This window comes from Hoeflea sp. (assembly GCF_039975035.1).
Lineage (GTDB): Bacteria > Pseudomonadota > Alphaproteobacteria > Rhizobiales > Rhizobiaceae > Hoeflea.
This window is the reverse complement of record NZ_JBDWHW010000092.1, coordinates 13,017-29,911: the sequence shown is the minus strand read 5'-3', so window position 1 is coordinate 29,911 and position 16,895 is coordinate 13,017. Positions and strand designations below refer to the sequence as shown.

Sequence of the window (16,895 nt, the reverse complement as noted above, 5' to 3'; positions counted from 1 at the left end):
CATGCTGGGAAGAACCGCAAACGGCCTGTTCTGGATGTTTCGCTATATCGAGCGCGCGGAAAATACCGCACGCCTGATTGACGCAGGTCTGAGAATGTCGCTGACCCGTATGGATGGGCAAGATGAAGACTGGGAATCGGTGCTGCGCAGCTCCGGCGTGTTTAGCGGCTACAGCGCCGCCAACGAGGAAGTCACCAGCGCCGACGCGGTGAATTATCTACTGCGCGACAAGTCAAACCCGTCCAGTGTTCTCTCGGCCATCGAATCCGCCCGCAACAATGGCCGGATGGTGCGCACAGCGTTGACACGCGAGGCCTGGGAAGCAACCAATGAATGCTATCTCGACATCAAGGCGAAGCTCTCGCGGCGGGTGTCGAACGCCGACATGCCTGCGATTATTGATACCATCAAACAACGCACCGGCCTGATCCGCGGCGCCTTTCACGGAACCATGCTGCGAACCGAACGCTATAATTTTTCGCGCATCGGAACCTTCATCGAGCGCGCCGACAACACCTCGCGCATCCTCGACGTGAAATATTATGTGCTTCTGCCCGCGAGTTCATATGTCGGCTCGTCACTCGACAATGTGCAATGGGAATCGATCCTCAGATCGGTGTCAGCCCACCGCTCCTATGGCTGGGTCTATGATGACGATTACAAGCCTTCAAATATTGCCGACTTTCTGATCCTGAATGGTCGTATGCCGCGATCGCTGGCGTACTGCTACGACAAGATCAACGCAAACCTGTCTTACCTCGAAAGGCAATACGGCAAACGGACGTCCTGCCACGAGACCGCAGCTGCGACCCAGGGAATGTTGCGGGAGCGCGAAATCAAGGAAATAATGGATACGGGCCTGCACGAGTTTCTCCAGGATTTCATCAGCCAGAACAGCCGGGTTGCTGCCGAGATCGCCGAAGCCTACCGGTTCTACCAGGACTGATCCCATGCAGCTTAAAATCTCCCATGTGACTGAATATGCCTATGCGCAACCGGTTCGCTACGCTTTGCAGCGGCTGAGACTGACACCGCAGAACAGCCCGCTGCAGACGGTCAATTCCTGGTCGATGCAGGTCGAGGGTGGAGCTGTCGAAGCGCAATATCTCGACCATTTCGGCAATGTGGTCGAACTGGTCAGCGCAAGCCGCGACACCGAAGCCATCCGGGTGGTGGCGACCGGTGTGGTTGAAACCTTTGACAAGATCGGCGTGTCCGGTCCGCATCGCGGATACATGCCGCTGTGGCTGTATCAACGGGAATCGGCGCTGACCAGACCCGGCAAGATGGTCCGGGAACTGGCGCGAGGTGTTGCAAAGGGTGAACCGCTTGAGCAACTCCATGGCCTGATGAGCTCGCTGCATCAGGCCATGGCCTATGTCCCGGGCGCAACCCAGACACAGACCCTGGCAGAAGATGCGCTGGCGGCGGGAAAAGGCGTCTGCCAGGATCACGCCCAGGCGTTTGCGGCCGCTGCCCGGGTGATGGGATTTCCAGCGCGCTATGTCTCGGGATATCTGATGATGGAAGAAACGCCGGATCAGGCCGCAAGCCATGCCTGGGCCGAAGCCCATGTCGCCGGGCTGGGCTGGGTTGGGTTCGACCCTGCCAACGATATCTCGCCCGATGACCGTTATGTTCACATAGCCTACGGCCTCGATTACAAGGACGCCGCACCTATTTCCGGCATTCGTACCGGAACCGGCGAAGAACAGCTTGCAGTCCGCATAACAGTTGAGCAATAAGAATCCGGCGGCACTTTCAAGGGCGGATTCGCATATCATGACTTATTGCGTCGGGCTTCGCCTCAACAGGGGCCTGGTCTTCATGTCCGATACCCGGACGAATGCGGGTGTCGACAACATTTCAACCTTTCGCAAGATGTACAGCTGGTGCGAGCCCGGCGACCGGCTGATTACACTGCTCTCGGCGGGCAATCTGGCCACCACGCAAACCGTGGTCAGCATGCTCGAGGAGCATACGAAAGCCGCCGGCGAGCGGAATCCCGGTATCATGGACGCGCCGTCGATGTTCGAAGTTGCCCGGATGGTGGGCGAAACTGTTCGCGAAGTGATCAAGACTGCATCGGACGGCGGTCATCAGAGCGAATCCACCTTCAGCGCCACCTTCATTCTCGGAGGCCAGGTCGCAGGCGGCGCGATGCGGATGTTCCTGATCTACCCGGAAGGCAATTTCATCGAAGCCACCGAGGACAATCCGTTCTTCCAGATCGGCGAGCACAAATATGGCAAGCCGATCCTGGTCCGGGCCTACGATCCGGAAATGAGCTTTGAGATGGCAACGAAGCTGCTCTATGTCTCGTTTGATTCGACGCTGAAATCCAATCTGTCGGTGGGGTTGCCACTGGATCTGCAGTTTTACGAGCGCGACAGCCTGACCAAGGGCTTTGAGAAGCGTGTCCAGGCCACTGATCCCTACTACCGCAAGATATCCGATGGCTGGTCGGATGCGCTGCGCTCGGCTTTCAACAGCCTGCCGGATTTCAAACAGGACTGAGCGCTACTGCGCCGCCGAGGCTGGACGAAGCCCGCCACATTCCTTGATGAACGAAACAACCTCTTCAATGCCCGCGCCGCGGCGCATGTCGGTGAACAGATGCGGGCGGCCCTTGCGGCCAGCCGCCGCGTCACGCTCCATGACTGCAAGATCGGCGCCGACATGGGGAGCGAGATCCATCTTGTTGATCACCAGCAGATCCGACCGTGTGATGGCCGGCCCGCCCTTGCGCGGGATCTCCTCGCCCTGGCAGACCGAAATCACGTAAATCGTCAGATCGGCAAGATCGGGGGAGAAGGTGGCCGCGAGATTGTCGCCACCTGACTCGATGAAAATGACATCGAGATCGGGGTGACGCTGGTTGAGCGTGTCGATGGCACGCAGATTGAGCGAGGCGTCCTCGCGGATTGCCGTGTGCGGACAGCCGCCGGTCTCGACGCCGATCACCCTGTCAGACGGCAGGGCCTGCATCCTGACAAGCGCCTCCGCATCCTCGCGGGTGTAGATGTCATTGGTGATGACGCCGATGGACCACGCGTCACGCATCGCCTTGCACAGCTTGTCAGTGAGCGCGGTCTTGCCGGAGCCGACAGGTCCGCCAATGCCTATGCGCAGGGGTCCGTTGGGTGAGGTCATGACAGGAACAACCTTGGTTGGAGAGTTTCATGGGTCATCGAGGCAATATCGGCGATGAAGGTCGCGCCGCCGAGATCGTCCAGCGTGGTGCAAGCCGCGAGCCGCGCAGTGCGTTCAATGACCGGCTCCAGTCCGGCAAGGGCCTTGGCTGCTCCATCCTGACCGACAACCGACAGCCTTATGGCGCATTGCAGCTGATTGGAGACGAAGGCGTGCAGATAAGCTCCGGCCGCCAGATGCGGATCGATCCGCTCAAGTCCGGCGGCGGCGCCGACGACCACCGGCAGCGGCGCGCCCCGGCCCGGCAGGCGGGCTGGTTCGATCCAGTGCGACACCGCCTCGAAAAACGAAGTGCCCTGATTGAGGGTCTCGTCGTGACGCTCCTGCCCCACGCACAAGGCGAGGCAAAGCTGCGACAGTTCGACAATCGTCTGGTCTTGTTCTGCACCGCGGTGGGCCTGAACCAGAATGACGCAATCGTTCCACAGCGCACCCTGGGTGCTTTGAACGGTGATCCAGTCCACCAACGCTGCCTGCTGGTTGATGTGGCCCGCTTGCACGGCTTGCTCCAATCCGGCGGAATAGGCAAAACCGCCGATGGGAAACACCGGCGAGAGCCAGCTCATCAAACGCAGAAGCGCGGTTGCATCGGTCATTTGGCAGACTCGCGCCGCAGCCATTCGTTGACCGCGTCCCGCATCGTCGATCCCGTGTGAGATTTCATCCACGCCATGAAAGGCCGGTCAAATTTGAAATGATCGCCGATCTGCGCCCTGAAAAAGCGGCGCACGTTCTGGGTATTCTTGTAATGCGCATCAATCACGGTCTCGCTAGAGATCGGGGCGCTATGCCAGTCGCGGCTTTCAGTCATGGTGGTGTCCGTGATCACCGTGCCCGTGATCATCATGATCGTGATGGTGGTGAGCGGCATGTGCCCCGCCATAGGCGCCGCCTTCGGGATCAAACGGCGCTTCGATATCTGTGACCGAAGCGCCAAGGCCCAAAAGCATGTCGCGGATCACGTGATCGCGCCTGATGCGGATGGTCTCAACTGCAATTTCAGCGGCCAGATGCCGGTTGCCGATCTGCCAGGCGATTGCCAGGAGATGCGCCGCGTCCCTGCCCCTGACCTCCATCAGCGCCTCGGGTTCGGCGCGAACCTCGACAATGCGCCCGTCATCAAGCACCAGACCGTCGCCATGGCGCAACAGCCGCGCGGCGGGAAGATCGAGCAGAAAGGCGATGGTTGACCCATTCTCCAGCCGGTCGGACACCATGCGCATCCGGCGGCGATGGCGCGCGGTTTCATCCAGCGTGATGGTTGCTGTGGGATTGTGGAAATGGCGGGTAACGGAGGTCGCGGTCAGCATGATCGAACTCTATACCAGACCGTTCCGATCCCGCCAGAAGAAGCAGGTCGCGAACCCGCTGTTTTTCTATCCGAACAGTATTTTCTCGATCTGGGGCACCGGGTGCCTGGTGAGATCCTTGGCAACTTCGGCAATTATCCTGCTGGAGACCGCCTCCGACAACGACTTGCGCAACTCGCCCATGATCACCGCCGGTGCGACAATGACAATCTGCTCGAAGCGGTCCGCCAGGGCATTCTGCTTCAGCAATGAAGCTATCTCATGAGCGAATTCATGTTTGGCCAGACGGTGCCAGTCGGTCTCCTGCACCGCGCTGCGATGGGCATTGCCCATGCCATCGGACAAGCGTCCCGCGCGATCCGTGCCCTGCGCTGCAGTTCTCGGATTTGGTTGCTCAAACGCGTTGAAGACTTCCAGCGCCGGATGATCCGGCGTACCGGCGTTGACCAGGAACAACGCTTTTTCGCCATCGGCAACCAGAACCCAACCGTTGCGCCGCAATCTGATACCAGACATCGAACCCTCCAATCTGATGGACTGAACACTCGAAGTAGTCACAAATTGTGGCAATTCAACTTGGGAAACAAGCACCTGCAATTCTGAATCCGGCGATCGCAAGCAAAGCGGCCTAGCGAACTCGAACGTCACGGGAAGGACAGCTGCCTACGGCCATCCACTGCGGCTTACATTCCGTTGAGCAAATCCTGAATGGCCTGCTGACGTGTCGTGCCGCGAGCCACAAAGACACTCTCGGGAGTGTTGGCAAGACGGTCCGCCTGGGACGCAAAATTGATCGACTGGGCGGCAGCACTGAAGAAACGGCGAAAACGGTTGTGTGTGGCAATTGCCATGGGATAACTCCTTGGTTGCAGCGCAACAATATCACATATTGCACTGCGGAAAATTGCCGATTGATTGACCCAGCCATGCGCTGGCGGCATGAGTGAGGCCCTGGAGAGGTGTCTGGATCAAAACCAATAGAACGGATGCGCAGCCCTGCCCGACATCCGTTCGGCGTCATTGTGACGATGAGTGGAAGCACTCCCGCGATCCACCAGGGAATCGGGTGGATTCAAGCCGAAAATGCCATTCGCCGGATCTAGTGGTCTGGTGGGGCGATTTGTCCTGGCAGATGGGAACCATCTGTCAGGATCGCACCACTAGAACATGAAATACCGCTGCGCCATCGGCAGCACCGTGGCTGGCTCGCAAGTCAGCAGTTCGCCATCGGCGCGAACCTCGTAGGTCTCGGGATCGACCTCGATATGCGGCAGCGCGTCGTTGAGCACCATGGAGGTCTTGGAAATGCCGCCGCGGGTGTTCTCCACAGCGCACATCTGCTTACCGGTTCCAAGCTTGTGCGCCAGGCCGTCCTCGATCGCCGCCTGGCTGACGAAGGTGACGGAGGATTCGGTGCGGGCCTTGCCATAAGCGCCGAACATCATCCGGTAGTGCACCGGTTGCGGCGTCGGGATCGAGGCATTGGGGTCGCCCATCGGTGCGGCCGCGATCATGCCTCCGAGCAGCACCATATCGGGTTTGACGCCAAAAAAGGCCGGATTCCACATCACCAGATCGGCGCGCTTGCCCACTTCGATGGAGCCGATATGGCTCGATATCCCCTGCGCGATGGCCGGATTGATGGTGTATTTGGCGATGTAGCGGCGGACGCGGAAATTGTCGTTCTCGCCGGTCTCCTGCGGCAGGCGCCCGCGCTGGCGCTTCATCTTGTCGGCAGTCTGCCATGTGCGGATGATGACTTCGCCGACACGGCCCATGGCCTGGCTGTCGGACGCGATGATCGAGAAAGCGCCGATGTCGTGCAGGATGTCTTCGGCGGCAATGGTTTCCTTGCGGATGCGGCTTTCAGCGAAAGCGATATCCTCGGGGATGGCACTGTCGAGATGATGGCAGACCATCAGCATATCAAGATGCTCGGCGATGGTGTTGACGGTGTAGGGACGGGTCGGATTGGTCGAGGACGGGATGACGTTCTTCAGGCCGCAGACCTTGATGATGTCGGGCGCATGGCCGCCGCCGGCGCCTTCGGTGTGGAAGGCGTGAATAGTTCGGCCGTTGATGGCGTCGACGGTGCTTTCGACAAAGCCGCTCTCGTTGAGCGTGTCGGTGTGGATCATCACCTGGACGTCATACCGGTCGGCAACGGAGAGGCAATTGTCGATGGCCGCGGGCGTGGTGCCCCAGTCCTCGTGCAGTTTGAGCGCGCAGGCCCCGCCGAGGATCATTTCCTCGAGCGCTGCAGGCATCGAGGCGTTGCCCTTGCCTGACAGGCCGATGTTCATCGGAAACGCATCCATGGCCTGGATCATGCGGCCGATGTGCCATGGTCCCGGCGTGCAGGTGGTGGCCAGCGTGCCGTGCGCCGGGCCGGTGCCTCCGCCAAGCATGGTGGTCAGCCCGCTCATCAGCGCTTCCTCGATCTGCTGCGGACAGATGAAATGGATATGGCTGTCAAAGCCGCCTGCGGTGAGAATCTTGCCTTCGCCGGCGATCACCTCGGTGCCGGGCCCAACAATGATGTCGACGCCGGGCTGGGTATCCGGATTGCCGGCCTTGCCGATGGCGGCGATGCGGCCATCCTTCAGTCCGATATCGGCCTTGAAGATGCCGGTGTGATCAACCACCAGCGCATTGGTGATGACAGTATCGACAGCGCCATCGGCGCGGGTGACCTGGCTCTGGCCCATGCCGTCGCGGATCACCTTGCCGCCCCCGAACTTTACCTCCTCGCCATAGGTGGTGAAGTCCTTCTCGACCTCGATAAAGAGTTCGGTGTCGGCAAGCCGTATCCTGTCGCCCACGGTCGGGCCATACATGGCGGCATAGGCGGCGCGGGAAATCCTGGCGGGCATGGGCGATCCTCGGTTCGTTCAAACATTCAGAAATTCAGAATGCAAATAACGGGCCATTAGCGATCAGTGAGCCCTTCGCGCAGTTGATCAATCCGGTCACGGGTGAGTTGTGCCAGACAGGCGCTGCCAACCATGGACTGGCCGGTGCCGCCAAAAAACGCATAGGACTGATACTCGCACTCGGCGTCGCGGAACTTCAGCCAGGCGCGCTGGGCCGTGCGCAGTGCTTCAAATGCGGTTGGCACGCCTCTCGATCTGGCGTCCTCGGCAATATATTCGTCCTGTCTCTTCGCCGCCGCCACTGCCTCCGGCCACAGCGCGTTGAGATCCGCGTCGGCGTTGTCATAGTCGACGCCTGCACAATAGGTCATCGAATACTGGTCCTGCGGATCAATGCAATCGGGCAGATCATCGGCGAGCGCCGGGCCGGCACCCGTCAACAGCAAACACAGCAGCCACCTGAGGCGGACTTTGGTCATGGTCTTTTCCTTCACGAGGTCACGCGGCGGACGAGGCGCTTGCGATTGGCGCGGGCTTTTCTGGTCAGCGACTTTGCCGCAACAGAGACGGCTTCATCAGGACGCCCACCGCGCATTGCGGTGCCGGCGGCAGAGGTTGCCGCCTTGGCGAAAGCCGGCAGCTTTTCCTTCACCATTTTCTTGTTCTCGGATTTTGCCACCGGCCACAGGCCCGCCATGCCCATCATGCGCATGGTGACCACCGCCTGGGTCTCGAGCGCCAAGGTTCCCAGATCGATGCTCGTCCGCCAAAGATCGAACGCGGTCGGCTTGCGCCGCGCCATCAGAGTTTGCCCATGATCTGCTGGCGAAAGCCATAGACTTCCCGGCCGCCGGACAGCGGCACGAGGGTTACATCGCGTTCCTGACCGGGCTCGAACCGCACCGCGGTGCCGGCAGCGATATCCAGCCTTTGACCGCGCGCCCTGTCGCGGTCAAAGCAGAGAGACGGATTGGTTTCGAAGAAATGGTAATGGCTGCCGACCTGCACCGGCCGGTCGCCGGTGTTGGCCACCTTCAGCGTCACCGTCGCAGAGCCGGAGTTGAGTTCGATATCGCCTTCGGGCGTAAGAATTTCACCTGGGATCATCTGCGTATTCTCCGTGTCCGGTTTCAATCAGCCTGCAAATGCCAGCGCCAACCCGGCTGCCGCGGTAGCCCAACCTGCAGAGCGGGTCAAACGTGATTTTCCATGCGGCTCATGACGGCGAGCCAACCCCAGCCCAAGCGCGATGCCGGTGGCATGCAGTGCGGCGGTGGCGAGCATGAAACCGATGGCGAAGTATGCAGCGCCGGCCTGACCCAGTTCGCCACCATGGGCGTGGCCATGGAAGACGGCGAAAAATGCCACCGTGACGGCCATGCCGGAAACGGAGAACGGAAACGCCAATGCCACCATCAGACCGATGAAGATGATCGAGGCCAGAATCACCGGCTCGACGAACGGAAGCGGTATGCCTGCAACAGCGGCGGCGAATCCAAACCCCATGGCGCCGACAAAGGCTGCCGGGACTGTCAGCATGGCGCGTCCACCAAGCGACGCCGCCCAGAGACCAACCGCCAGCATTACCAGAACATGGTCAAGTCCGAAGAATGGATGAGAGAACCCTGCTGCGAACGAACCATGTTCCGCCGGATTGAGATGGGCGAAAGCCGGAGCCGTGGCGGCGGCAAGTGCTGCTGTTGCAATGAAAAAGCGTTTGATCATCTTGAAAGTCCTTCTTTGGTCAACACGGCGCCCTCAATTGGTCGCGCCGTCAGGATGAATGCACGAAGCGTGCGGCCCGATAGTGCTCCTTCCCGATGCGCGATGTCGAGGGGATAAAGCGTAGTCACAATGCACTTTCTACCGTATCGGCTCATGGACGGTGACCAGCTTGGTTCCGTCGGGGAACGTGGCCTCGACCTGGATGTCGTGGATCATCTCGGCAATGCCCTCCATCACCTGATCGCGGGTGATCACATGGGCGCCTGCCTCCATCAGATCGGCCACAGCACGACCGTCGCGGGCGCCCTCGACCACGAAATCGGTGATCAGGGCGATGGCTTCGGGATGGTTGAGCTTGACGCCCCGCTCAAGCCGCTTGCGCGCCACAATGGCTGCCATAGCGATGAGCAGTTTGTCTTTTTCCCTTGGTGTCAGGTTCATGGTGTCTCTTTCATATCGACCAGACTTTCGGCACGCCGCCGGCTGGATTGAGCAGCCGGATCAGCGGTACAAGCAGCTTGCGCAGTTCATAACTGTCTTTGGCGACAATCCTCGCAAGAAGCTTGCCAGTTTCGTTGCCTGAGGTTCCGGACCTGCGCTGTGACACATGGCTGGCGCCGCCGGACGAGCCGATCAGGGCCCGCGTTGCAGCCAGCCTTGCCTCGGCCTCGGCCTCGGGCGCAACCAACAGCACGGTTGCCATCGCCAGTCCGCCATTGGCGACCGCTGAGCGATCCAAGGCATCCGCGATGTCCGGGCCAAGCCGCATGTCCTCGGCATGCAGCAGTCGCCCGTCGAGACGGACGCGCCAGCGATCGCGGAAATGGCCTTCGATGACGGATTCCTTCATGGCGAGGCGGCCGAACACCACAGGTTCCACCATCAGCAACCTGGATCCCGCCGCCATATCCACCTCGATGTGGCGGCTCAGCCGCGCCCGGTCGAACAGGATGGTTTCCTGCGGCAGCCAGGCCAGCGAACTTGCGGGATTGAGGGTCAGCCGCACAGATACCTGCGCTTGGCTGGTCCCATGCGCCTTGTAGGTCTTCTCACAAGCCTGGGTGGCGAGCGTCATCGACGCGCCCTCTCCTGCTTCGAAAGCCCAGCCCATGCGGTCGCCGCCGGTCAGTCCGCCGGCGGTGTTGATCAGCACCGCCTCGAGCGGAGATCCGCGCGGAACACGCGGAATTCGAATACGCGCAGAGCCTTCCTGAAACAGCCGGTCGATCCGGCTCTCTCCGGCAGACTGCTTGACCCTCAGACGCCCGCTGCCACGTGTGCGCTGCAAGGCAGGGCCCGGTTGCGTTGGGGGAAGGGGAAACAAGGAGGTCATCAGCGCCTGTCAATTTGTCCGGCCCGATCATCGGAAAAGCCTTGCCCGTACGCAAGGGTGTTTCGGACACTACCCCCGTTGAATTCCCCCCTGACCGGAAGCTGTGATCAAACGGCAGGCAATATGCCCAAGGATTGAGCGAAATTGTCCAGTCAACGCAAGCGACAATGCCCCCGAAAAATCGACAGACGAGAAAATCGGCAGACGACTCGTCGATTTCCGGCGCTTGCAGTGAAACCAAATCGGCTCAGCTGCGTTATCAAGTCAGACACGCTCGCACTGGACCCAAACGCTACAATCACCGGAAAGGGCTAAACATGTTGATTTCTATGCTTGCACTTGCGATGAGCATCGCCATGATGGCATCGGCCATCGTCATACTCTATAATGAAACCTTGGCCCGGAAGCACCCGACCTCGTTCGAGTGAGCTTGCGTCCGTTTTTCGCCGCACCAAAATGGAGCCTCTAGATGACCAGACTCGTCCTTTCCACCCTTTCGGCAATTGCCATGTTGGCTGTTGCAGGTTGCTCAACAACCGAACAACGCGCCGGCACGGGTGCAGTTGTGGGCGCCGGTACAGGCGCGCTTGTCGCCGCCGCAACCGGTAGCCGAGGCAGCGGTATTGCAACCGGCGCCCTGATCGGCGGAGCCGCCGGCGCGCTGATCGGCGCGGCCACCACCCCGGGCATGTGCCGTTACCGCGATGCTTCTGGCCGCATCTATGAGGCCCGCTGCTAATCAACAGTTGCTGTCAAAGGCAGCGTTGAACAAACCCTGTCCCCTGGCTTCAAGACAGGGGACAGGGTTTTCATGCTGAAGTTTTCGAGCAATGCCCCGTAACCATTCTTAACCTATCCCGTGAGATAATCCGCGGCGTAGTTGAGCGATCGGGTTTCCCCGGTGTCAAACCGCTTGATCAGCATACCGTCCTGTTCACTCACATCGATGAGCTTGCCTGCGCGCGGACTGGCCGCGCACGCGCCTATTACCTGACGGATGATGATTTTTCGCTCCGACCCGAGGTCGAAACAGGTTGGCACACCTGACCGGGTAAATTCGTTTTCGCCACAGGAATCAGCATGACCAAGCGGTGACGCCCGCGCATCTTCGATGCCGAGCACACCGGCATGACGCCCGGACCAGGGCGCATAATTGCGCCCGCCATTGCTCATCCACAGCATGGTCACCGGCAGCACACCTGGTTGCTTGAGCACAATCACATGGTCCTGTTCCGCCTTGCGGCTGACGACGGTCCAGCCCAACGAATGCACGGGCGCTTCGGACCTGGTGTCTTCCACCCCAACATCTTTCACGCGAGCATCCTTCACCTCAGCGGCTTCCACCAGAGTGAGGAAATCCTCATGATTCTGGCCAGGCGGATATCGGGTGAGATCCGCAAAGCCTCCGTTGGCCAGCGGAAATTCTGTCAGATCGGTCGATTGTGCCGGGTAAGCCAGGATCGACCGGCCGCGCGAGGGATCCATCTCCAGCGCTTCGGATGGCGTCCGGGCACCATGTTTGGGCGAAAACGTCAGATCGCCGCCATTTTCCATATGCACCATGACATGGTGGGCTGCGGAGATGGCACCGGCGCCGCCGGTAAAACTGTGTTGCTGATAGACAAACGGGTGGCCGGCAACCAGCATGATCCGCTTTTCCACGGTGGCGCCCATGACGCGCCGTTGGAGCCGGAAGGCGACGGTCAGGCGATCATCCTGCCGCAGAGTTTCGACATGATCCCACACGCTGTTGGCGGACCAGCCATGCGAGGGAGCATTCTCGATATCGTTGCGGCCGAACGGCGCGCAGAGAAAATCGCCGGACAGACGCTTGACATTCGGCGCGGTTCCGGCCGGAAATTCGGCTGCCGGATCATCCACCCATGGCGCGCGATGCAACGGCGAGAGCAGGCGCTCGCCATCGCGGATCGTCAGATCAGCGATATGGCCGACGCTTGCATCAAGCTTCAGGGAGACGGGATCGAGGTCGATCGAATAAATGGTCATGGTCGAATCCGGACAAGTTCGGTTTCACCTACAGGCTGTTTCATGCAGCTGGCAACAACGGCAGCCGATATGAGTGATCACCCACGGGGGTTGTTACACTCGCCCGATCTGATAGTGCGTGCAGGGCCAGCCGGACTGCGGGTATGATCCGGCGATCCCTGAGACGGAGTTGGAATGCCAACACTGAACAAAACCGATGTGGTTGTGCTTGGCGCAGGAGCGGCGGGCATGATGTGCGCCATTGAAGCCGGCCGTCGCGGCCGCTCGGTCACGGTTATCGATCATGCGCGCGCTCCGGGGGAGAAAATCCGCATCTCGGGCGGCGGCCGTTGCAATTTCACCAACTTGCACTGCAAGCCGGCCAATTTTCTGTCAAGCAACCCGCATTTCGCCATATCGGCGCTGAAATCCTTCACACAGCATGACTTTATCGATCGCGTCAAAGCCCGTGGCATCGCCTGGCATGAAAAGACGCTGGGTCAGCTGTTTTGTGACGGATCGGCGCGCGAGATCATCACCATGCTCACCGATGACATGGCTGAGGCGGGGGTGCGGCTGGAACTGGCAACCGGGATCACAGCTGTCGAAAAGGTGGAGTCCGGCTTTGAGACCCGGACCAGCAGCGGCACGTGGCAATCGGAGCGGCTGGTTGTGGCCACCGGCGGCAAATCGATCCCCAAGATGGGCGCCACCGGGCTTGGCTATGACATCGCCCGCCAATTCGCACATGACATCACCGACACCCGTGCCGGGCTGGTGCCGTTCACCTGGGCCTCCAACATGCATGAAAGCTGGGGGGCGTTATCTGGCGTTTCGCTTGAGGTCCAGGCATCCTGCAAGGGTGCGGCCTTCGACGAGGCGATGCTGTTTACCCATCGGGGATTGTCGGGCCCGGCAATGTTGCAGGTCTCGTCCTACTGGCGTGAAGGTGATACGGTCATGATCAATCTGGCACCGAAGATCGATTTGTCGTCACATTTGAGATCTGAACGCTCGGCACGCCCGAAGTCCTCGGTCTGGACCGTTCTGGCTGATGTGCTGCCCAAGCGCCTGGCTCAACAGCTTGGCAACGAGGCCGGGGCGGCCACGTCGAAACTGGCGGATTTGAGCAATGCAGCGATCGACCAGATCGTGGCTGGTATTCATGCCTTTGAAGTCGTGCCGGGCGGAACGGAAGGCTACCGCACGGCGGAAGTAACGCTTGGCGGCGTCGAAACCGGCGGACTCCACCAGAAAACCATGGAAAGCCGGCGGGTTCCGGGGCTGCATTTCATCGGTGAGGTCGTGGATGTGACAGGCCATCTCGGCGGTCATAATTTTCAATGGGCCTGGTCCTCCGGCGTCGCGGCAGGGCGGTCGGTCTGACGGATAATGCAGAAGACCCGACCCTGCGCAGAACAGGAGGAGACAAAAATGCGAATTTTGTTCACAGGCGGATCCGGCAAGGCCGGCAAACATGTCATTCCCTACCTCATCGAGCATGGCCATCGCGTGGTCAATGTCGACCTGACGCCGCTTGACCATCCGGGGGTCGACAACCTGACGGCGGACATCACCGATTCGGGGCAAATGTTCAACGTCATGACCAGCTATGCCGATTTCGATGAGCTGGAGCCAGGGACCGGCGTGCCGAGGTTCGACGCCGTGGTGCATTTCGCCGCCGTGCCGCGGATTCTGATCCGCCCGGACAACGAGACCTTCCGGATCAACACTGTGGGCACCTACAATGTGATTGAGGCGGCGGTAAAGCTTGGCATCAACAAGATCATCATCGCCTCATCGGAAACCACCTATGGCGTGTGTTTCGCCGATGGCGAAGTCAATCCGGCCTCACTGCCGGTGGATGAAGACATGGATGTCAATCCGATGGATTCCTACGGCATGTCGAAGGTCGTCAACGAGCGGACCGCGCGCGGTTTCCAGCGCCGTTCCGGCTTTGACATTTACGCGCTTCGCATCGGAAATGTGATGGAACCGCATGAATATGACCGGTTTCCCGGCTTCTTCGCCCATCCCGAAGTCCGCCGCCGCAACATCTTCTGCTATATCGACGCCCGCGACCTGGGTCAGATCGTAGACCGGTGCCTGAAAACCGACGGGCTCGGCTTCCAGATCTTCAACGCCGGCAATGACACCAATTCGGTTGATATGCCGACAGCCGAGATCGCAGAACGGTTCTTCCCCGGCGTTCCCTTTACCCGCGAGATGGGCGAGCATGAAGCGCTTTATTCCAACCTCAAGATCCGCGAGATGCTCGGATTTTCCGAAGGACACAACTGGCGCAAATATGTGAAATAGGTATTTCCGGTTTACAAGTTGCCATCATGCATTGGCTGCGAGGGCTCTGTTTCAAGGCAGCGGAACGCCAAGCGCAAACCGGAACAGGCTGTAAAACCCGGCCATGATAAAAATGCCAGACACCGCAAAGACGAGCGCGTTCTTGAGGTCCCAGCCCTCATGGCGGGCGGCGATCAAACTGCCGGCAAAGGCAATCGCGGTCGCCGGCAGGAAGCCTGCGAGCGGCATGAGAAGACCGCAACCGATCATGCTGGCGACCAGCAGCAAACGCCGCCACCAGTCGCCGTTGCCAAATCCGTTGTCCGGGTTCGGCCGCAGCCAGGAATAGATGATCACCAGCGCTGAGCAGAAAATCAGCGCGTAGGCGACAAAGGTCGGAAATACTACCGAATCCGTGTCCGAATAGGTGGTCACATCGTAAAGCGTGAGCACCCCTGCGCCGATGAAGAGGCTCGCGATGACCAGTGTGCCGATGTCTTTCGACCCGGTTTTGGAGGGTGTCTCAGTCATTGGCGCCGGCCTGCATCTGGAGGGTCCGCTTTGCCCGGCGGCTTTGAATGGCCGGGTAAACCAGCGACAGGATGGTGAAGGCGATAATCGCCAGCGAAATCGGTCTTCCGAAGAACATGCCGGCGAGATTGCCGGTGGCATCCCCGATGATCCAGGCCTGGACAAAGCCCTGCTCGGCGATCGGACCGAGAATGAGCCCCAGCACAATGGGTGAAGCGGCAAAACCGAAGCGCGACAACACCCATCCGACAGTCCCGAGCACGATCATGATCATGACATCGGAGATCGAATTGCGAATGGCAAATGTGCCGATGATGGTCATGAAGCCGACGGAAGGCACCAGAATGGTCTTGGGGATGGTGACGATGGTCTTGTAGGCATAGCGCCCAATCAGCAGGCCGGTCGGCAACATCAGGATCGTCGCGATAAACAGGCCGAAAATGAAGGTGTAGACAATCGATCCGCCACCATCAAACAGCGTCGGACCTGTTCTCACCCCCTGCACCAGGAGCGCGCCAAGAATGACAGCATCGGGCGGTGTGCCGGGAATGCCCAGCACCAATGTCGGGATGAAACCGCCGCCAACGGTGGCGTTGTTGGCGGCTTCTGTCGCCATGACGCCATCGGGTTCGCCCTCGCCGAACTTTTGTCCCGGCCTGGCCGTGCGCTTGGCCTCGGAATAGGCCACCAGACCTGCCACCGACCCGCCGGCCCCCGGCAGGATGCCGATCACCGTGCCGATGATCGAGGAGCGCAGCAGATTGAACCGGGATTTCCAGGCGATTGCCGCGCCCTCGCGGAAACGCACGGCGCGACCGCCCTGCTCTACCTTGAGATGACGCTCAGGCGTTGCCACCAGATCTATGAGAACCGGGATGCAGTAAAGCCCGATCAGCGCGCCGACCACTTCGATGCCCCCGATCATGGTGGGGCTGCCGAAGGTCAGGCGGATATCGGCCGAGATTTCCGCGACCCCGACGCAGGAGAGAAGCATCCCAAAGGCGCCGCCGGCCAGGCCCTTGAGCACATTGCCGGTTGACAGGGAAGCGATCAACGACAGGCCGAAGATCGAGAGCCACAGATATTCCACCGGCCCGAAGGCCAGTGCTACCGACGATAGCGGCGGGGCCAGCAGCAACAGCGCCAGAGCTCCAACCATCCCGCCGAAAACGCTGGCATAGCAGGCAATCGCCACGGCAAGATCACCGTCTCCGCGCTTGGCCATCGGATAGCCGTCAAAGGTGGTGCCGATCGCCGAGGGGGTGCCGGGCGTGTTGAGCAGAATGGCCGAATAGGCGCCGCCGTAAATGGCGCCGGTATAGATTGCGCCAAGCAGGATCAGCGCGGAAGCCGGCTCCATGCTGAAAGTGATCGGTACAAGCACGGCCACCGCCATGGTCGCCGACAGACCCGGGATCGATCCGATAATGGTGCCGGCGACAACGCCGAACAACGCGAATGCCAGATTGGTCAGCGTCAGCGCATTTGCCAGATGTTCGAAATCCATGTGGACTTGTCCAGTCAGATGGAGGGTGACGCCGGGCCAACCGGGCGCAAGAGAATGCTGCCTTCGGCTTGCGGTGCTTCACACTTCATGGGAGGGGCGTCCAGGCCATAAGGGCCTGG

The 16,895-nt window shown here is 60.2% G+C and carries 22 protein-coding genes; 6 read left to right on the top strand and 16 right to left on the bottom strand.

Features of this window, described 5'->3' with window-relative positions:
- Window position 1 precedes the first annotated feature (1 nt).
- Genes ABJN75_RS07690 through ABJN75_RS07680 form a run of 3 tightly spaced genes read left to right on the top strand, consistent with a single transcriptional unit; the run spans window position 2 to window position 2,517 of the window.
- Window positions 2-946, top strand: coding sequence for an alpha-E domain-containing protein (locus ABJN75_RS07690; protein WP_348438386.1), 945 nt, complete (start codon window positions 2-4; stop codon window positions 944-946).
- A 4-nt stretch (window positions 947-950) separates the two neighbouring features.
- Window positions 951-1,745, top strand: a complete 795-nt coding sequence (locus ABJN75_RS07685) for a transglutaminase family protein (protein WP_348438384.1) — start codon at window positions 951-953, stop codon at window positions 1,743-1,745.
- 37 nt (window positions 1,746-1,782) lie between these two features.
- Window positions 1,783-2,517 (top strand): proteasome-type protease, encoded by a 735-nt coding sequence (locus tag ABJN75_RS07680; RefSeq protein WP_348438382.1) that lies wholly within the window; start codon window positions 1,783-1,785, stop codon window positions 2,515-2,517.
- A 3-nt stretch (window positions 2,518-2,520) separates the two neighbouring features.
- On the opposite strand, the gene ureG is transcribed toward ABJN75_RS07680, so the two are convergent.
- The 13 genes from ureG to ABJN75_RS07615 form a co-directional block, all read right to left on the bottom strand.
- Window positions 2,521-3,153 (bottom strand): urease accessory protein UreG, encoded by a 633-nt coding sequence (gene ureG, locus ABJN75_RS07675; protein ID WP_348438380.1) that lies wholly within the window; start codon window positions 3,151-3,153, stop codon window positions 2,521-2,523.
- Complete coding sequence (locus ABJN75_RS07670; RefSeq protein WP_348438378.1) at window positions 3,150-3,809, bottom strand: urease accessory protein UreF; 660 nt, start codon at window positions 3,807-3,809, stop codon at window positions 3,150-3,152. The genes ureG and ABJN75_RS07670 overlap by 4 nt, the downstream gene beginning before the upstream one ends.
- Window positions 3,806-4,024 (bottom strand): DUF6434 domain-containing protein, encoded by a 219-nt coding sequence (locus ABJN75_RS07665; protein ID WP_348438376.1) that lies wholly within the window; start codon window positions 4,022-4,024, stop codon window positions 3,806-3,808. The genes ABJN75_RS07670 and ABJN75_RS07665 overlap by 4 nt, the downstream gene beginning before the upstream one ends.
- Complete coding sequence (locus tag ABJN75_RS07660) at window positions 4,017-4,523, bottom strand: urease accessory protein UreE (protein ID WP_348438374.1); 507 nt, start codon at window positions 4,521-4,523, stop codon at window positions 4,017-4,019. The genes ABJN75_RS07665 and ABJN75_RS07660 overlap by 8 nt, the downstream gene beginning before the upstream one ends.
- Window positions 4,524-4,589: 66 nt before the next feature.
- Entirely contained in the window at window positions 4,590-5,039 is a 450-nt protein-coding gene (locus ABJN75_RS07655; protein ID WP_348438372.1) for a host attachment family protein, read from the bottom strand.
- A gap of 167 nt (window positions 5,040-5,206) precedes the next feature.
- Complete coding sequence (locus ABJN75_RS07650; protein WP_348438370.1) at window positions 5,207-5,374, bottom strand: hypothetical protein; 168 nt, start codon at window positions 5,372-5,374, stop codon at window positions 5,207-5,209.
- 309 nt (window positions 5,375-5,683) lie between these two features.
- The gene (gene ureC, locus ABJN75_RS07645; protein ID WP_348438368.1) at window positions 5,684-7,396 is read right to left on the bottom strand and encodes an urease subunit alpha; all 1,713 of its coding nucleotides are present in this window, start codon (window positions 7,394-7,396) and stop codon (window positions 5,684-5,686) included.
- A gap of 56 nt (window positions 7,397-7,452) precedes the next feature.
- The gene (locus ABJN75_RS07640; RefSeq protein WP_348438366.1) at window positions 7,453-7,875 is read right to left on the bottom strand and encodes a lysozyme inhibitor LprI family protein; all 423 of its coding nucleotides are present in this window, start codon (window positions 7,873-7,875) and stop codon (window positions 7,453-7,455) included.
- An 11-nt stretch (window positions 7,876-7,886) separates the two neighbouring features.
- The gene (locus ABJN75_RS07635; RefSeq protein WP_348438364.1) at window positions 7,887-8,198 is read right to left on the bottom strand and encodes a hypothetical protein; all 312 of its coding nucleotides are present in this window, start codon (window positions 8,196-8,198) and stop codon (window positions 7,887-7,889) included.
- The gene (locus ABJN75_RS07630) at window positions 8,198-8,503 is read right to left on the bottom strand and encodes an urease subunit beta (RefSeq protein WP_348438362.1); all 306 of its coding nucleotides are present in this window, start codon (window positions 8,501-8,503) and stop codon (window positions 8,198-8,200) included. Before ABJN75_RS07630 ends, ABJN75_RS07635 begins: the two co-directional genes overlap by 1 nt.
- A gap of 27 nt (window positions 8,504-8,530) precedes the next feature.
- Window positions 8,531-9,121: a HupE/UreJ family protein gene (locus ABJN75_RS07625; RefSeq protein ID WP_348438360.1), complete on the bottom strand. Its 591-nt coding sequence runs from the start codon at window positions 9,119-9,121 to the stop codon at window positions 8,531-8,533.
- A 138-nt stretch (window positions 9,122-9,259) separates the two neighbouring features.
- On the bottom strand, window positions 9,260-9,562 hold the full coding sequence (locus tag ABJN75_RS07620) for an urease subunit gamma (protein ID WP_305330016.1): 303 nt from the start codon (window positions 9,560-9,562) through the stop codon (window positions 9,260-9,262).
- A 10-nt stretch (window positions 9,563-9,572) separates the two neighbouring features.
- Entirely contained in the window at window positions 9,573-10,454 is an 882-nt protein-coding gene (locus ABJN75_RS07615) for an urease accessory protein UreD (protein ID WP_348438358.1), read from the bottom strand.
- Between the two features lie 469 nt (window positions 10,455-10,923).
- Here ABJN75_RS07615 and ABJN75_RS07610 point away from each other — a divergent pair, with 469 nt between their 5' ends.
- Window positions 10,924-11,193 (top strand): hypothetical protein, encoded by a 270-nt coding sequence (locus ABJN75_RS07610; RefSeq protein ID WP_348438356.1) that lies wholly within the window; start codon window positions 10,924-10,926, stop codon window positions 11,191-11,193.
- 113 nt (window positions 11,194-11,306) lie between these two features.
- Here ABJN75_RS07610 and ABJN75_RS07605 read toward each other — a convergent pair whose 3' ends face one another.
- On the bottom strand, window positions 11,307-12,461 hold the full coding sequence (locus ABJN75_RS07605) for a hypothetical protein (protein WP_348438354.1): 1,155 nt from the start codon (window positions 12,459-12,461) through the stop codon (window positions 11,307-11,309).
- 174 nt (window positions 12,462-12,635) lie between these two features.
- Here ABJN75_RS07605 and ABJN75_RS07600 point away from each other — a divergent pair, with 174 nt between their 5' ends.
- Window positions 12,636-13,826 carry an NAD(P)/FAD-dependent oxidoreductase gene (locus ABJN75_RS07600; protein ID WP_348438352.1) on the top strand — a complete coding sequence of 397 codons (1,191 nt, stop codon included), beginning with the start codon at window positions 12,636-12,638 and terminating at the stop codon, window positions 13,824-13,826.
- A gap of 48 nt (window positions 13,827-13,874) precedes the next feature.
- Entirely contained in the window at window positions 13,875-14,759 is an 885-nt protein-coding gene (locus ABJN75_RS07595) for an NAD(P)-dependent oxidoreductase (protein WP_348438350.1), read from the top strand.
- Window positions 14,760-14,810: 51 nt separating this feature from the next.
- Here ABJN75_RS07595 and ABJN75_RS07590 read toward each other — a convergent pair whose 3' ends face one another.
- Window positions 14,811-15,269, bottom strand: a complete 459-nt coding sequence (locus tag ABJN75_RS07590; RefSeq protein ID WP_348438348.1) for a tripartite tricarboxylate transporter TctB family protein — start codon at window positions 15,267-15,269, stop codon at window positions 14,811-14,813.
- Window positions 15,262-16,776, bottom strand: a complete 1,515-nt coding sequence (locus ABJN75_RS07585) for a tripartite tricarboxylate transporter permease (RefSeq protein ID WP_348438346.1) — start codon at window positions 16,774-16,776, stop codon at window positions 15,262-15,264. The genes ABJN75_RS07590 and ABJN75_RS07585 overlap by 8 nt, the downstream gene beginning before the upstream one ends.
- Between the last annotated feature and the right edge of the window lie 119 nt (window positions 16,777-16,895).

Bases quoted from the DNA above. Each gene is read 5' to 3' on its own strand.
- ABJN75_RS07690 (WP_348438386.1), top strand. From the start codon at position 2: ATGCTGGGAAGAACCGCAAACGGCCTGTTCTGGATGTTTCGCTATATC.
- ABJN75_RS07685 (WP_348438384.1), top strand. From the start codon at position 951: ATGCAGCTTAAAATCTCCCATGTGACTGAATATGCCTATGCGCAACCG.
- ABJN75_RS07680 (WP_348438382.1), top strand. From the start codon at position 1,783: ATGACTTATTGCGTCGGGCTTCGCCTCAACAGGGGCCTGGTCTTCATG.
- ureG (WP_348438380.1), bottom strand. From the start codon at position 3,153: ATGACCTCACCCAACGGACCCCTGCGCATAGGCATTGGCGGACCTGTC.
- ABJN75_RS07670 (WP_348438378.1), bottom strand. From the start codon at position 3,809: ATGACCGATGCAACCGCGCTTCTGCGTTTGATGAGCTGGCTCTCGCCG.
- ABJN75_RS07665 (WP_348438376.1), bottom strand. From the start codon at position 4,024: ATGACTGAAAGCCGCGACTGGCATAGCGCCCCGATCTCTAGCGAGACC.
- ABJN75_RS07660 (WP_348438374.1), bottom strand. From the start codon at position 4,523: ATGCTGACCGCGACCTCCGTTACCCGCCATTTCCACAATCCCACAGCA.
- ABJN75_RS07655 (WP_348438372.1), bottom strand. From the start codon at position 5,039: ATGTCTGGTATCAGATTGCGGCGCAACGGTTGGGTTCTGGTTGCCGAT.
- ABJN75_RS07650 (WP_348438370.1), bottom strand. From the start codon at position 5,374: ATGGCAATTGCCACACACAACCGTTTTCGCCGTTTCTTCAGTGCTGCC.
- ureC (WP_348438368.1), bottom strand. From the start codon at position 7,396: ATGCCCGCCAGGATTTCCCGCGCCGCCTATGCCGCCATGTATGGCCCG.
- ABJN75_RS07640 (WP_348438366.1), bottom strand. From the start codon at position 7,875: ATGACCAAAGTCCGCCTCAGGTGGCTGCTGTGTTTGCTGTTGACGGGT.
- ABJN75_RS07635 (WP_348438364.1), bottom strand. From the start codon at position 8,198: ATGGCGCGGCGCAAGCCGACCGCGTTCGATCTTTGGCGGACGAGCATC.
- ABJN75_RS07630 (WP_348438362.1), bottom strand. From the start codon at position 8,503: ATGATCCCAGGTGAAATTCTTACGCCCGAAGGCGATATCGAACTCAAC.
- ABJN75_RS07625 (WP_348438360.1), bottom strand. From the start codon at position 9,121: ATGATCAAACGCTTTTTCATTGCAACAGCAGCACTTGCCGCCGCCACG.
- ABJN75_RS07620 (WP_305330016.1), bottom strand. From the start codon at position 9,562: ATGAACCTGACACCAAGGGAAAAAGACAAACTGCTCATCGCTATGGCA.
- ABJN75_RS07615 (WP_348438358.1), bottom strand. From the start codon at position 10,454: ATGACCTCCTTGTTTCCCCTTCCCCCAACGCAACCGGGCCCTGCCTTG.
- ABJN75_RS07610 (WP_348438356.1), top strand. From the start codon at position 10,924: ATGACCAGACTCGTCCTTTCCACCCTTTCGGCAATTGCCATGTTGGCT.
- ABJN75_RS07605 (WP_348438354.1), bottom strand. From the start codon at position 12,461: ATGACCATTTATTCGATCGACCTCGATCCCGTCTCCCTGAAGCTTGAT.
- ABJN75_RS07600 (WP_348438352.1), top strand. From the start codon at position 12,636: ATGCCAACACTGAACAAAACCGATGTGGTTGTGCTTGGCGCAGGAGCG.
- ABJN75_RS07595 (WP_348438350.1), top strand. From the start codon at position 13,875: ATGCGAATTTTGTTCACAGGCGGATCCGGCAAGGCCGGCAAACATGTC.
- ABJN75_RS07590 (WP_348438348.1), bottom strand. From the start codon at position 15,269: ATGACTGAGACACCCTCCAAAACCGGGTCGAAAGACATCGGCACACTG.
- ABJN75_RS07585 (WP_348438346.1), bottom strand. From the start codon at position 16,776: ATGGATTTCGAACATCTGGCAAATGCGCTGACGCTGACCAATCTGGCA.